Source organism: Streptomyces sp. NPDC002889 (assembly GCF_042888425.1).
Lineage (GTDB): Bacteria > Actinomycetota > Actinomycetes > Streptomycetales > Streptomycetaceae > Streptomyces.
The window spans coordinates 137,608-151,137 of sequence record NZ_JBIAPT010000001.1; the positions used below are offsets into that span (position 1 = coordinate 137,608).

Below are 13,530 nucleotides of genomic sequence, written 5' to 3' on the forward strand. Positions count from 1 at the left end.
TCCTGATGCGCTCCAGTTCTCGTGCGTCGGTCGTCAGAGGGAACGGCGTGCCCAGAGGGCTCAGAAGGAAGGGACGTCCTCAAGGAGCTGTTCGAGTCGTTGGGCGGGCGCGAGCAGCGGCTCGAGGCGTTCGTACTCGGCTTCAGCGGTCCGCTGGTGGCGGGCGCTGATTTCGGCCCATGTGTCCTCGCCGATGAGCGGGCTGGCGAGGCGGTCCCACCAGGTGTCACGTGCGGCGGCGTTCCGGGCCGATTCGAGCGACTGCTCCAGTGACGCCTCGAGCGCCAGCGCCCGGCCCGCAATTCCGTAGAAGAGACTCCACAGCGCGGGGAAGACCACGTTGACCGGCTCGGGCCCGCAGGCCACCGGGACAAAGGCACCGCGCAGGTGCTGGGTGGCGGCAACCGCGTCGATCAGCTCCTGGAAGGGGCCGACCACCCGGTCCAGATTGCCGTCCTGGTTCATATCGATCAGGTCGCACTTGGTGAAGGTCAGGACCACCGGGGTGAGCTCGGTGGTGCGCTCGGCCATGGCCGAGCGCACCAGCATGATCATCCGGCGCAGCTCCCGGGCCGAACCCGGCACGGTGACCAGCCGGTGGGCGTCGGCGAAGAGGACCACCGCCTGGGCCGCCATGAGGTCCTCGTGGAGCTGCTGTGCCTGCTCGCTGTTCCCCTTGCGCTCGCGCAGCGCACCACCCCGGTAGTCGCGCCAGCGGAAAGGGAACACGTCCTGCCCTTCGTACTGGAGGACGAATTCGAAGACCGAGCGCTGATTGCTGACGTTCGGGTAGCGGCCGCGCAGCACAGCCTCGGCGGCGGCGCTCAGCACCCGGTGGTCGGAGACGTTCTCGGCGCGCAGACCGAAGCCCTCGATGCCGCCGTGCATGGCGGCGTACATCAGTGAGACATAGGTGGTCTTTCCCGCCGCGCTGTGTCCCAGCATCACGATGTCCACCCGATTCCCCTTCGTTGTCACAGATCAGTCGTAGGGAGAGAACTCGAAGTCCGGATCACCGGCGGGCTGGAAGTAGCGCAGTGCCCGGCGCGGCTCACCGGGCCGGGCACCGGCGTCGGCGGGGCCCTCCGCCGGCACGGTCACCACCAGACCGGAGCTGAGGGCGCCGAGGACCACGGAGGCCTTCGGGTCGGCGGTGAGCAGAGGCAGACGCTGCTCCCGTTCGGCGATCAGGTCGGACACCCGGGGCGTCCGGCTGGCGCCGCCGGTGAGGACCACCGCGTGCAGGGCGGCGGGCTCCAGACCCGCCTCGCGTACGGTGGCGGTCAGCAGGTCGTGGCTGCGGGCGAGCAGCGGTTCGACGGCCGACCGGTACTCGTGGGACCGGATCAGAAAGGGCTCGGGGTAGCCGGGGACGGCCAGGTCCACCGAACTCGCCGTGGACAGTGCCTCCTTGGCGGCCGTCAGTTCTCTGCGGAGCAGGGCACGTTGGGCGACCTGTCCGGGCTCGGCGGACCCCCACAGCTCGTCCCAGGGCAGCGGATCGCGGGCCTCGGCGCGCTCGGCGAGCAGCGCGGCCAGGCATTCGTCGAGGTCTTCCCCGCCGAGGTGCGGATCGCCGCCGACGGCGACGGTGGTGAATCCGTTGGAGGTGCGGCGCAGCACTGCCGTGTCGAAGGTGCCGCCGCCGAGGTCATAGACGGCGAGGCAGTCCCCTTCGGGGACCTCTCCCGCTTCGGCGTGGTGGAGGGCGGCCGCAACGGGCTCGGGCAGGTACTCGGGCCCGTCGATGCCGGCCAGCGCCGCCGCCTCACCGAGCCGAGTGCGCTCAGCGGCGCCCCACCGCGCCGGATGGGTGAGCACGGTACGGGAGGGGGCGCTCCCACCGTGAACGGCTTGGGCCTCGGTCAGCGTCCGGCGTAGCACGGCGGCGGCCAACTCGGCGGTGGACACGCGGCGTTCGCCCAGGATCACACCGTCCTGCCGTACCAGGGCGCGCTTGGGGGCACGCTCGGTGAGATCGGGGCGGTTGACCGCGCGTTGCAGGGCGGCTCTCCCGGTGAGGGGAGTGCCGTCGGCGTCCAGACATACGAGCGACGGCAGATAGCGGCTGTTCTCGATTTCCAGCATGGCGGGCGACGATTCGCCGGCCATGTCGCTCGACCCGGCGACTGCTGTGGCGGCCGTAGTGAAGCACGTACCAAAATCGATCGCCAGCGACCACTCCTGAGCGTGGCCATTGGATGCTTGAGCTCCCACGGATCCCCCATTCCCGCAGGTGGGCACCCCTCCGAGCCCACCCCGCCTGGTTCGCGGGACGACGGTGGAGCAGCCACCACCCTGTACGGGCGGCAATGACATGACTGACATCCTGTGCGGCTCGGGCCCCGCAGACTCGGTCAGATGACGGTGTGTGGCCCGCTCGCCCGGTCCTACGCTCGGTGAACCCGGCACCACACCGCGCCCGACCCTGTTTTCTTCGTACGGCAGCCACGGATTGTCGCAATCCCGGTAGGTTTGCCGGGCGCACACACACGCGTACCGGACAAAGGTCACGGCGCGTGCCCACGCGCGTCTCTCAGGGGGAGGACCGGGCACCATGCGTATCCACCCGTCCTTGCTGCCCCGGTGGGCGCCCGGCAGTCTGCTGGACGAACTACCGGAGGCAGCCATGGACTTACTGCTCGGCCTCGGCCGTCCGGTGACCTATCCGGCGGGCGCTTCACTGATCCGTGAAGGGGCCTCGGACACCACCGCCATGCTGATCCTGCACGGCTGCGTCAAGGTGATCGGCACGTGCGAGGACGGCGGGACCGTGCTGCTCGCGTTACGGGCCCCCGGCGAACTCGTCGGCGAGCTCTCGGCGCTGGACTCCAAACCGCGGTCGGCGACGGTCGTGGCCATCCGTCCGGCTGAGACCCGTCTGCTGACCGCGGAGGTTCTGCGCGACTATCTGCGGCGCACGCCCGAGGCGACCGAGGCGCTGCACAGGTCCATGGCAGCGAAGCTGAGGGGGGCCACCCGCTACCGGATAGACGCCGGCTCGGGAAGTGCCACCGCCCGCCTCGCCCGCGTCCTGGACAATCTGCTCCACACCCACGCCGAGCCGTCCCCGGAGGGCGTACAGATCACCGTGCCGCTCAGCCACACGGACCTGGCTGCGCTCGCCAATGTCTCCGACGCCAGTGTGCAGCGCGCCCTGCGGACGCTGCGCAGTTCCGGTGCGGTCGCGACGCGCTACCGGGGTGTGCTGGTGCGCGAGCCCGCCCTGTTACGCGCCATTGCGAATCAGACCGGGCCCGCCCCGGCGGTGCGGCCCGGCCAGATACGACCGAAGGTGGCACGTGAGGGAGGAGCGATACATGATTTCGGCCCGGCCTGAACCGCTGTCCGGGCATGGGCCCGATGCCCCCGACGGCTCCCCGTCGGCAGCGCCGCCGCCCCGCACACCGTCCGCGGCGGAAGCCTCGGATACCGCCTGGCGCATTCATGCCGCCCTGGGCGAGTGGACCGCCCGCGTGGACACCAAGGCGAGCTTCGCCCTCACCCTGGAGACCGCCGCCCTGGTCGGCATCGCCGGGCTCGTCACCAGTGGCAGCTTCCCCGTCCGCGCTCTGGACGGGCCGCTCCTGGTCATGTTCGTCGCCGCGCTGTTGTCGGTGCTGGCCAGCGCCCTGTTCGCTGTCCTCGTCGTCCTGCCCAGGATGCGGGGACGACAGGCCGAGGCCGAAGCACCGTACAACTTCGTCTACTTCGGACACTTGCGGCACTGGGACCCGGAACGACTCCAAGAGGCGCTCTGCGAGCGTGACCCGTTGCCGATGCTGAGTCGTCAGCTCGTGACGATGAGCCGCATCGTGTGGCGCAAACACCGCTGTGTCGAGCTGTCCTTCCTGCTCGCCGTGGCAGGGGTCGGGCTCCTGGTGCTGCTGCTGTTCCTCTCGTGACGCCCGTGGAGCGAGATTTACGACAACAGGCGCTCAGTGGATTCCCGCGTAGGGCGGCCGACCCCGAACAGGCGCGGTCTCGGCTTCATCCCGTCTCGTACGCCGGTGGCTGTCAGCGGGCCCCCGGGTCGGCGCGCCTCGTTTGCCGATGCGTCGCAGGGTCCGGAGCGGTCCTCGTCGGCGGACGCGGCTGAACGTCGGCGGGGCGGTCCATCCGCGCCACCGTGGACGCCGGGAGCTGGCCGACCTCATTACCGCTAGCGCGGCGCGGTGTCGTCGGCCGGGAACGCGGCGCCGTGGCCGGGCACGATCAGATCCGCGGCGGCAAGTACCCGGAGCCGGGATGCCAGCAGCATCTTGTGGTCCGGGGCCACCGGGTCGTCCACCGGGCCGTTGGGGCGCCACCACAGGTCACCCACGAAGGCCACGACACCCGAGTCCGTGCCTGCCAGCAGGGTGATGTCCTCGCGGCTGTGTCCCGGGGTGCGGATCAGCCTGAGCGAGGAGGTCAGTTCGTAGCCCTCGGCGTCGCGGTCGGTCCACTGGTCGTTCTGGTAGATCGCCTTGTGGTCGTGGACGCGAGCCCGGCCGAAGAGGCCGACGTTCATGGTGTTGTCCGGATGGTGGTGGCTGAGCACCACATCGGTGATGTCATCGGGGCCGATCCCCGACTCCGCGAGCGGGCCGAGGATCCGCTCGCGGCCGGCCACCATGCCCGGGTCGACGATCACGCGGCGTCCCCCGTCACTGATGTACGAGACGGTGGCGGCCACCCCCGGGCCGGTGGAGAGGGTGTAGCCGGTGGTCAGGATCCTGTACGTGGCGCTGCGGCCGAGCGGTGCGTCTGTCATGACCCCAAGTCTTCGGGGCAGAAACCTCCTTCACGAGTGGCCGCACTGCCATCGATCGCAGGAATCGTGCCACACTGCCCGCATGCCACCCTTCGTGACCGTCGCCGCCTACGCCTCGCCCGGTGTCGGGGTGCTCGGAGTCGGCATCGTCTCCGAGGTGTTCGACGCGCGCGGCCCGGACCTGCCCCGCTTCGACTTCGCCCTGTGCACCGACCGGCCCGGACGGATCCGCAGTGATGTCGGGCTGCCGATCGTGGTCGAGCACGGCCTGGACCGGCTGGCCGCCGCCGATCTGGTGATCGCCCTGCCCTGGGCGGACTTCCGTACACCGCCGGGACCCGCCGTGCTCGAGGCGCTGAGCGCCGCACACGAGCGCGGCGCGCTGGTCGCGGGACATTGCGTCGGCGCTTTCGCGCTCGCCGCCGCCGGCCTGCTCGACGGGCGACGCGCCACCACCCACTGGCGGTTCGCCGGCTTGCTGGCCGACCGCCACCCGGACGTCACCGTCGAACCCGACGCCCTGTACATCGACGAAGGCCGGATCGCCACAGGTGCGGGAGCCGCAGCCGGCTTCGACCTGTGCCTGCACCTCCTGCGGCGGGAGTACGGCGCCGCCAAGGCCAACGCCATCGCCCGAGACCTGGTCCTGCCGTCCCACCGCGACGGGGGGCAAGCCCAGTACCTGGCGACCCCGACCCCCGAGGACTGCCATGACGATCGGCTCGCCGACGTGCTCGCCTGGGCCCGCGAGCACCTCCACGAGTCGCTTCCCGTGGCGGAGTTGGCCCGCCGATCCCTGATGAGCAGGCGCTCCTTCGCCCGCCGCTTCGCCGCCTCGACCGGCACCACCCCGCACGCTTGGCTGCTCGGCCTGCGGCTCAGCCGCGCCGAGGAACTCCTGGAGACCACGGACTTCCCTGTCGAGGAGATCGCCCGCCTGGTCGGCTTCGGAAGCGCGGCCGTCCTGCGCTCACAGTTCGTACGGCGTCGGGGAGTGCCGCCCCGCTCCTACCGCCAGTCGTTCACCCGCACGCCGTAGCCGGCGAGGGCATGCCCCATCCCTGCCCTTCGGAGCGGTGAACAGCGCTCAATACCGGTACGAACGGGGCCCGCGACAGCGCCCGTCAAACCGTTTCCGCAGGTCAGGCCCCGCAACAGCGCCCAAAGCGCCATAGCTTCCCAAGCTCAGGTCTTCAGGTTCCAGGCTGTGCCCTCATCTGCTGTCGGGGGCGTCTTCTACTGACACACCTCATGGGAAACCACTTCCAAACCGTCGTCGGCTTGGATGCCACACCTGCAGACGCTCCGGCCCTCGCAGCCCGCGGCCCTGACTGGCTCGCCAAGGAAGGCATAGTCCGCGCCGAGCGCACCCGATTGTGTTCTCGGCGCCCGGCTGGGACACCTGCCTGGTCCACTCTGGGGCCAAGGCGCCAAGGCACGAGGACTGGGAGCCCAGCGACGGACTCAAGATCGAGACAGGCAACCTCACGCCCGCCCGCTGGCTGGAGCAGCGCCCGCCCCACACTGACGGATTCGGCACGGTGACGGGGGTGTGCGCACCCGGCTTCGACGCGTACGCGCGGGTCTTCCACCCGGCGCGGCTCGGTGAGGAACCGGTGCGGTGGGACCGAGTCGCCGCCGTGTACGGGCGGTCAGTGTCCGAAGGGACGCGCTGGCACGAGCTGATCGGCGCCCGAGATCCCATCCGCTACCGCAACGACGACACTCCGGCCGTCCCCGGCGTCTGGGACGAGCACCCGCAGGAGGGCCCGACCCCTGCCGACGTGGCCCGCACCCTGATCTCCGTGCTGTCCCAACACACCCGAACCTTTGACCGCTGCTGGTACGGACCGTGGGACGGCTACGGCCACTACGACTGGGACGACACCCCGGTCTTCCGCACCCCCGGCCGCGACGAGATCCTGCTCGCCGGACCTCTCGACGATGCCGACTCGCCCGCGCAAGACCCCCACGAGGCGTGGCTCGAGACCCCCGACCTGTGGTGGCCCCAGGATCGTGCCTGGTGTGTGGGCGGCGACGTCGACCTGGTGAGCACGTACGTCGGCGGTTCGGCGGCCTGCGTCGCGCACCTCCTCGCAACCCCGGGCCTGGAGGCATATGCAGTCGCCGAGACATCCACGGTCCACTGACGCGGACAGCGCTCAGGCCGGCGCCAGGCGTTGTCACGCCCGCCCTGGGGCACGTCATCCGCCGGCGGCGTCCTCGGCCTCCCAGCGCAGCAGGTCGCCCGGCTGGCACTTGAGCACCTCGCAGAGCGCGGCGAGCGTCGCGAAGCGCACCGCCTTGGCGCGGCCGTTCTTGAGTACCGCCAGGTTGGCGGGCGTGATTCCTACGCGGTCCGCGAGCTCGCCCACGGACATCTTCCGCCTGGCCAGCATCACGTCGATGTCGACGGCGATCGGCATCAGATCACCTCGTCCAACTCGGCCTGCATCTGTGCCACTTCGACGTCGCGCGCGACGGCCTGGGCGAGCAGCATCCGCAGCACGAGCACGATGAGCGCGACCCCCAGGATGGCCACGCCAACCCCGCCCATGATGACGGTGACGCCCGGGTCGTCCCGCTGGCCCGGCGCGTTGAGGACCGTGACCGCGAACCACACGAGGGCAGCCGCCACGATCGCGCCGATCACGCCGTCCACGTACCGGAAGGCGGTGTGGGAGAACACGGTTCCGCGTCGCACCATCGTCACCAGCCGCCATACGCAGACCAGGGCGACCTGGGCCGACACCATGCCCAGGATCGTGATCACGCGCAGCGGGGTCAGCGGGAGCGGCCCGTCCTCCGGGTCGGTGGCCAACGCCCACACCATCAATGCCTGTACGAACACGGTGCCGGCGAGCACCACCGCGAGCACGGCGCGCAGCGCACGCACTGTCAGCTTTCCCATGGCCCGTCCTTCCACCGAGTTGCGATGGGAATCTATCGAATGCCGATAGGTGAAGCAAGGGCTGGGAAGGAGGGTGGGGCGGCAGGTTCGCACCGTGGCGGGACGCCGCCGCCCCCCATGGCATGGCGGTTGCGCGAACCGTCTTGATCTTGTCGAAGTTAGCCTCACTTGAATACAAATCGGACGCCACCCGACTACGCCGAAGCCCTGGGGGTGTATGTCGGGCAAGGCCATGAAGCCAGGCCGACCGGCCGAGGACCACCGGGGGCACTGCTGACTGCCGTTGCCGTCCGCGTTCGCTGCCGTGTCACCTTCATTTGTGTCGACGGGCTGCCCACCGCTCGAGGCAGCATGTGATGGCTCCCGTCACTCCTTTAGATGCGCCTCTCATGCGCATTACGCGCATGAGACCCACGATTGACCACGACTCGTTGTGTCTACTCAAGGGGTAAAGGATCATGCCCACGTTTGTTGCGCTGCTGAACTGGACCGACCAGGGGATCCGCGGTTACAAGGACACCCCGCAACGCGCCGAAGCCTTCACCGCAGCGGCACAGAAGCTCGGGGTGAAGGTCCTGAACCTCTACTGGACCGTCGGTCCGTACGACATCGTGGCTGTCGTAGAGGCACCCGACGACGAGACTGCCACCGCAGTGCTCCTGCAGGCCGGCGCGTTGGGCAACGTTCGTAGTACGACCCTGCGAGCCTTCGGCCGGGAGGAGATGGACCGCATCATCGCCAAAGCCACTGGCTGAGGGACTTCCATGTCGAGGATCTGCTGGTTCGAGTGACACACGCTCAAGGCGCTACGGATCGAGGCCCCTGGACCTCTCCGGAGGCCTTCGCCATTCCTGGGGTGCGACCTGGGCTTACGTCCCAAGATCCTGTCCACGAATAGTTCACAGCCCCCGACATACGCCCGCTCCGGGCGGCACACGGCTGCACACGCAAGAAGACCCCGGCCTCAGCGTTTCCGCTGGTGACGGGGTCTTTGGGCACCTCATGAAGGGCGCCCCCGGCAGGATTCGAACCTGCGCACACGGCTCCGGAGGCCCCGTGCGTCTCAGGTGTTCTACCAGGTCAGAGGCCTAGCGAGGGTGCGATGACGCGGAACCGTCCGCGAATAGGCCGCGCGCCCGGCTCACGGTGTCGAGACTCCGCGGGGAGACATGCCTGTGCTACGCGCCGGATGTCCACTTGCTGTGCTCACGCCTACGCCGTTGGCCCTTCTGGTAGTTGCCCCCTCTAGTTTTCAGTGGGGAGGCCCTTCTGCGACAGGTTTTCCCATCGGCGGGACAGCTTTTCGGCTCGGCGGACTGAGTCCAGGGCCAGGTCGTTTCCGAGGACTAGGCGCAGTCCGCCGTAGATCGGCTTCCACTCGTGAAGCAGCTCGGCGATCGGGGAGGACCATTCCGGGACGTTGCACTCCGTGGCGCTCTCCGCCAGTGACATCGCCGACTCCAGATAGGCGAACGCCGTCACCCGGTTCGCCCGGTCCGCTGCGAAGGCCACTTCGAAGTGTTTCTTCCCACGCTGGTGGAATTCCTGCCACCTGTTGTCGTTCTGGCGGGCGAAGAAATCGGCCTTGTTGATCAGGATGGTGCCGCAGGTGGTCCGAGTGAAGGCGTCGTCCAGCAGGTTCACGGCCCGCTCGGCGAACGACTCGGCGCGCGACCAGTCATTCTGGTGTTTCGCGTGGATCGCCCGCTGCTCCCAGTAACGGGCGTTCCAGCCTCCGAACTGGGGAAGTAGGTCGTCGTAGAACTTCTCCACGTCATCGTTCGGGAAGATGCTGGTCAACAGTTTCTGGGTCATCGCGTAACGGACGAACATCGCTGCTCTGTTGCGCGCGCGCAGGCTGTCCTGGTTCACCAGGGGAGACAGGTTCTGAATACATTCCCGAAGGGACGCGAGGGCTCCCCCATTCCCCAGCGATGTGACGATGGGACCCATTAGGACGTCGCGCTGGCGGGCCACCAGGACATCGCCCTGGACCTCGACGAAGGGTGCCATGCTTCGTCGAGCGGCTCGGACGATGGTGTCCGACGAGACGTTGAGAGCCTTGGCGCATTCGAGCAGGCTGACTGAGTTGCGGCCGCGGCTGGCAATGGACAGCAAGAGGATCAGCGATTTCTTCCACTCGGCGTCGAGCGCGATGATCTCCTGCTCCATGCGCTTGCGGAAGCCGGTGCCGTACTCCAGCTCCATCATGGCCGAGAAGACGTCGCGGCCCTTGAAGTGGCCGACCCGACCCTTCCTGTCCAGCTCCTCCAGTTTGCCCAGCCGGCCTAGCTTTTCGCGCTTGGCGACGAGCGCCTCGGCATCGCGGCGCTGGAGCTGGGTGGGCACGGATGGCGCCACGCTCTTCTCGTACGCCCCCTCGAGCCGGGCCTCCAGTTGCAGGTTCCTGCTGGGGAGCTCCGCTGCCACGACGTAGATCTCCGCTGTGCCCTCCAGCCCGGCCTCGCCGAGGAGCTCGTCGATGTCGTCGGCGAAGTCGGCCGCGCCGTCGATGAAGAGGACGGAGGGTCCGTGACCGCTGAATTTGTCGACCAGTCGCTGTACGTCGAATCGGCTCGACCGGTCGAAGACGAACGACCGGACGCCCGCTGACCGTACCTCCTTCGCAATCCACAGTAGGCCGCTGGACACTCCGGTGAGGCGGGATCCGTAAATGAGGTGGATCCTCGGCTTGTGACTCTCCGAGGCGGCCCATTCCCGGATGCCCTTGGAGACCTCCTGCATCCAGGAGAGCGGCGCCACCAGGTTGTCGATGACGTCACACCAGAGGGGCTCGTCACCGTCGAGGTAGCGATGGGACTTTGGCCGAGGTCCGGGATGATTGGTCTGCAGCTCATGGACCTGAGGAATGCTCAGCTGTTCGCTCTGTGCCAGCTCCAGAAGCGAATCGCTGTCCAGCCCGACCTGCGTGAACCAGTCCTTGGTGAACTCCTCGGCCGTGCCCTTGTACACCACGAAGCCGTACTTATTCAGCTCCCACTCGTTCTCGGCCGAGATGCGCGGATCCACGACGATGGACGGCGCGGCCGCACTCGGCCGGTTCCTGGTGAGGAGCCGCTCGACATCAGGGTCATCCAGCAGTCGGGCGCCCACGACGACGAGGGGGTGCGAGCCGATGGTCGACGCGAGTACCTGATCCCAGACGACGTGCCCCTGAGCGGCGGCCTGGTACTCCGACAGCGAGAAGATCAGCTTGCGCGGCTTCGAGCCGATGATGTGACCGTGGAGATGGATGATCTCCAGGGCGCCGGTCTCCGAGAACTGCTCGTCCCAGGAAATGGTACGTGCTTCGCGATAGCGGGCAAGTGGGCTCGATCCGTACGCCTGTTCCGCCGCGTCGTCCACATTTAGAGTCCAGACGCGCTTCCACGGGAGGCTGATCAGGTCGGTGAACCATTCGGCGTGCTGAACGTCTCCGAACACCTTCTTGAGGAACCGCCAGACCGCTTCCGTCGAGGATCCGAGCACCGAACGCTGGTAGGCCCGCGACAGCGTGTCCTCCGCGACGTTGATCGGAACGTCCGGGTACTCCTCGGCCAGAGCTTTCACCAGGGCTTTCGCCATTGGGACCTCGCCGTGCGGGTTATGGGCTCCGTGACTCGCGCCCGCCCCGAGCAGTACGTGGTACGAACCGTTCCTGGCTGCTGTCTTGAGGAAGCGAAGCTGACTTGTGGTCAGCAGGGACTGAAGGTCTGACAACGAGTGACTCCTTCCGATCACCGCGCAGGGCACATCGACGCTGATGGGGAGCGCGGCCGGTCGCCCCAATCGTTTCATGAAGAACGGTGCATGACGCCTCTTCAGGAAAGTAGTCGACAACCATGAGAGCGGTAGTTGTGGTACTCAAGGACACTCGAGTACGGCTAGGAGGCTGGAGGGTGCGGCGGACCCGTGGGTCGCGGCAGAGGAGGATGCGCCACCGATGAGTTGGCTGGTTTTGGCAGTGACGGGCGGTCTCATCACGGCCGGTATCGGGCTCCAGGTCTGGGCCGCCGGGCCGAGGGGGCAGGGGAGGCAGTACGCGCTGCAGTTGCCGTCAGTACTCCTCTACTCGCTGGCGAGCGCTCTCTTCCTGTACTCGATCTTTCCGGACTCGATCTCGGAGGGCCGGGCGATGGGGTTCGGGCTCGGCGGCGCCGCCGGGTTCGCCGCGTTCTTCATGCTGGCTGCCTACGCCTGGCTCGCCAAGACGAGGCCCTATGACGAAACCGTGGGCGCCCTCAAAGCCGCCGCGAAAGAGAACGCCCGGCTCCGCAAGAGCCTGGACATTGCCCTGGCCACGCACGACGCACCGGTGGCGCCGGCTCGCAGCACCCGGTATGAAACGCCGATCAAGGGCGACCGCCGGCACCAGCTCGGAATGATCACCGGGAATCTGGCGAACGTGCTGGGCGTGGACGTGTGGGTGAATCCTGAGAACACCCGCATGGAGATGTCCCGGATCACTGAGCCGACGATCTCCGCCACCATCCGCTATCACGGAGGTGCCCGAGACGTGGGCGGCCACCTCGTGGCGGACCGCATCGCCCTGGAACTCACCGAGCGGATGGCAGGTCAGACACACGTCGCCGCAGGTCAGGTGCTGACTACCGGGCCGGGTGAGCTCCGCGAGAGCCATGGGGTCAAGCGCATCGTCCATGTCGCGGCGGTTGAGGGGGAACCGGCGTCGGGATTCCGGCAGGTTATGGACCTAAACCGATGCGTCCGCAACCTGCTGAGCGAGGTGGACCGGTTGAACGAGACCGGGGAGGAACTGCGCTCCGTCGTGCTGCCTTTGTTGGGGACCGGGGGAGGCAACAGTGATTTGGGGAGGACCGCGGAGGAGCTGGCGTCCGCTGCCGTGGGCTACTTCCAGGCCCATCCGGCCTCCCGGATCCGCACCGTCTACCTGCTGGCCTATACCGATGCACAGGCCGAGGTTTGCCGGTCCGTGCTCACTGTGCTGCCGGAACTGAACGGTCCGACCGGCAAGTAACGCGATCCCTGCAGTAAGGGCAGTGCTACGACCGGCTGAGGACGGCCCTACTGGCTGGACAACATCATCAAGCCGCGCCGCAAGCGCACGACCTATGCCAAGTACGAAGTTCACGTCCGGCTGTACCTGGTGCCCATGATCGGTTCCAAGCGGCTGGAGTCACTGAGTGTCTCTGATGTCCGGCGTTTCCTCGTCCAGTTGGAGAGGAAGGCTCCGCCTCCCTGGCAGTCAGTCGCGCCGCATTCAACCGGTCGCAGACCGACCTGGCACGTGGAGCTACGGGGCTGCCAAGCGGGGCTGCGGGGCCGTGGTGATGCTCACTCAGCTGCGTCGAGGAGTCCGCAGAGCAAGAGCGCGCCAATGGAGCAACCAGAGAATCGGTCCCACCTGAGTCCAGGCAGCCGACTCCTCCTCTCACACGCCAGAGTCCCCTGGCTGGGGTCTTATAGGCAGCTCACGAGTAGGCCGCGTGGGACTCGAACCCACAACCAACAGATTAAAAGTCTGCTGCTCTGCCAATTGAGCTAGCGGCCCGCGTCGCCATCATAGCCACACGGCCTGTCCCGTTCGGCATCCACATCCACTTGGCGCCTGCCTCGCAGCCCGCGCCCATGGGTCAACGACCCGACTAGCGCAGCAGTCCTGGGAGCTGACGGCTTCATGTGGGCGGGTGAACCTGAGGGACACTGGCCGGGTGCTGGAGCACCCCGTCCGGTTTGCTGAGGGCGAAGCTGGCAGGTTGGCCGGACCGGAGTCCAGGCGTCCGGCCGGGTCGATCCTCTTTCCCCAGGGTCGCTTCTTGCGCCTGGCGCTCATCTTTACGAGGTGCGTGACCACGGATATGGGAGCGCTGTGGCAGGTATCCAT

The 13,530-nt window shown here is 67.9% G+C and carries 12 protein-coding genes, 1 tRNA gene and 1 pseudogene; 7 read left to right on the plus strand and 7 right to left on the minus strand.

Translation table 11 applies throughout. The annotated features are described in order from the left end of the window. Window positions 1-60 precede the first annotated feature (60 nt). Together ACFYWI_RS00610 and ACFYWI_RS00615 are read right to left on the minus strand one after the other, a co-directional pair. Window positions 61-957 (minus strand): hypothetical protein, encoded by an 897-nt coding sequence (locus tag ACFYWI_RS00610; RefSeq protein ID WP_389223263.1) that lies wholly within the window; start codon window positions 955-957, stop codon window positions 61-63. A gap of 24 nt (window positions 958-981) precedes the next feature. Beyond that, window positions 982-2,088, minus strand: coding sequence for an Hsp70 family protein (locus tag ACFYWI_RS00615; RefSeq protein WP_389223266.1), 1,107 nt, complete (start codon window positions 2,086-2,088; stop codon window positions 982-984). A 469-nt stretch (window positions 2,089-2,557) separates the two neighbouring features. Between ACFYWI_RS00615 and ACFYWI_RS00620 the strand changes: the two genes are divergently transcribed. Beyond that, window positions 2,558-3,340 (plus strand): Crp/Fnr family transcriptional regulator, encoded by a 783-nt coding sequence (locus ACFYWI_RS00620; protein WP_389223269.1) that lies wholly within the window; start codon window positions 2,558-2,560, stop codon window positions 3,338-3,340. After that, the gene (locus ACFYWI_RS00625) at window positions 3,321-3,905 is read left to right on the plus strand and encodes a Pycsar system effector family protein (RefSeq protein WP_389223273.1); all 585 of its coding nucleotides are present in this window, start codon (window positions 3,321-3,323) and stop codon (window positions 3,903-3,905) included. Before ACFYWI_RS00620 ends, ACFYWI_RS00625 begins: the two co-directional genes overlap by 20 nt. Before the next feature lie 257 nt (window positions 3,906-4,162). Here ACFYWI_RS00625 and ACFYWI_RS00630 read toward each other — a convergent pair whose 3' ends face one another. Then, window positions 4,163-4,756: an MBL fold metallo-hydrolase gene (locus tag ACFYWI_RS00630; protein WP_389223276.1), complete on the minus strand. Its 594-nt coding sequence runs from the start codon at window positions 4,754-4,756 to the stop codon at window positions 4,163-4,165. Window positions 4,757-4,838: 82 nt separating this feature from the next. Here ACFYWI_RS00630 and ACFYWI_RS00635 point away from each other — a divergent pair, with 82 nt between their 5' ends. Next, the gene (locus ACFYWI_RS00635) at window positions 4,839-5,795 is read left to right on the plus strand and encodes a helix-turn-helix domain-containing protein (protein WP_389223279.1); all 957 of its coding nucleotides are present in this window, start codon (window positions 4,839-4,841) and stop codon (window positions 5,793-5,795) included. A 337-nt stretch (window positions 5,796-6,132) separates the two neighbouring features. Further along, window positions 6,133-6,906: a hypothetical protein gene (locus ACFYWI_RS00640; RefSeq protein ID WP_389223281.1), complete on the plus strand. Its 774-nt coding sequence runs from the start codon at window positions 6,133-6,135 to the stop codon at window positions 6,904-6,906. A 54-nt stretch (window positions 6,907-6,960) separates the two neighbouring features. On the opposite strand, the gene ACFYWI_RS00645 is transcribed toward ACFYWI_RS00640, so the two are convergent. Continuing rightward, window positions 6,961-7,182: a helix-turn-helix transcriptional regulator gene (locus ACFYWI_RS00645; protein ID WP_010981499.1), complete on the minus strand. Its 222-nt coding sequence runs from the start codon at window positions 7,180-7,182 to the stop codon at window positions 6,961-6,963. Continuing rightward, window positions 7,182-7,667, minus strand: coding sequence for a DUF2975 domain-containing protein (locus tag ACFYWI_RS00650; protein ID WP_389223284.1), 486 nt, complete (start codon window positions 7,665-7,667; stop codon window positions 7,182-7,184). The genes ACFYWI_RS00645 and ACFYWI_RS00650 overlap by 1 nt, the downstream gene beginning before the upstream one ends. Before the next feature lie 458 nt (window positions 7,668-8,125). Between ACFYWI_RS00650 and ACFYWI_RS00655 the strand changes: the two genes are divergently transcribed. Next, complete coding sequence (locus tag ACFYWI_RS00655) at window positions 8,126-8,422, plus strand: GYD domain-containing protein (RefSeq protein WP_389223287.1); 297 nt, start codon at window positions 8,126-8,128, stop codon at window positions 8,420-8,422. A gap of 490 nt (window positions 8,423-8,912) precedes the next feature. Here ACFYWI_RS00655 and ACFYWI_RS00660 read toward each other — a convergent pair whose 3' ends face one another. Next, on the minus strand, window positions 8,913-11,387 hold the full coding sequence (locus tag ACFYWI_RS00660) for an SIR2 family protein (protein WP_389223290.1): 2,475 nt from the start codon (window positions 11,385-11,387) through the stop codon (window positions 8,913-8,915). Window positions 11,388-11,802: 415 nt separating this feature from the next. On the opposite strand from ACFYWI_RS00660, the gene ACFYWI_RS00665 reads away from it, so the two are divergent. After that, window positions 11,803-12,663, plus strand: coding sequence for a macro domain-containing protein (locus ACFYWI_RS00665; protein WP_389223293.1), 861 nt, complete (start codon window positions 11,803-11,805; stop codon window positions 12,661-12,663). Window positions 12,664-12,708: 45 nt separating this feature from the next. Next, window positions 12,709-12,873: pseudogene (locus ACFYWI_RS00670) on the plus strand (site-specific integrase); the annotation flags it as partial. Between the two features lie 251 nt (window positions 12,874-13,124). On the opposite strand, the gene ACFYWI_RS00675 reads toward ACFYWI_RS00670, so the two are convergent. Next, window positions 13,125-13,197 (minus strand) — tRNA-Lys (locus ACFYWI_RS00675). Between the last annotated feature and the right edge of the window lie 333 nt (window positions 13,198-13,530).

Coding starts and splice junctions, on each gene's coding strand:
- ACFYWI_RS00615 (WP_389223266.1), bottom strand. CDS start 2,088: ATGCTGGAAATCGAGAACAGCCGCTATCTGCCGTCGCTCGTATGTCTG.
- ACFYWI_RS00620 (WP_389223269.1), top strand. CDS start 2,558: ATGCGTATCCACCCGTCCTTGCTGCCCCGGTGGGCGCCCGGCAGTCTG.
- ACFYWI_RS00625 (WP_389223273.1), top strand. CDS start 3,321: ATGATTTCGGCCCGGCCTGAACCGCTGTCCGGGCATGGGCCCGATGCC.
- ACFYWI_RS00630 (WP_389223276.1), bottom strand. CDS start 4,756: ATGACAGACGCACCGCTCGGCCGCAGCGCCACGTACAGGATCCTGACC.
- ACFYWI_RS00635 (WP_389223279.1), top strand. CDS start 4,839: ATGCCACCCTTCGTGACCGTCGCCGCCTACGCCTCGCCCGGTGTCGGG.
- ACFYWI_RS00645 (WP_010981499.1), bottom strand. CDS start 7,182: ATGCCGATCGCCGTCGACATCGACGTGATGCTGGCCAGGCGGAAGATG.
- ACFYWI_RS00650 (WP_389223284.1), bottom strand. CDS start 7,667: ATGGGAAAGCTGACAGTGCGTGCGCTGCGCGCCGTGCTCGCGGTGGTG.
- ACFYWI_RS00655 (WP_389223287.1), top strand. CDS start 8,126: ATGCCCACGTTTGTTGCGCTGCTGAACTGGACCGACCAGGGGATCCGC.
- ACFYWI_RS00665 (WP_389223293.1), top strand. CDS start 11,803: ATGGGGTTCGGGCTCGGCGGCGCCGCCGGGTTCGCCGCGTTCTTCATG.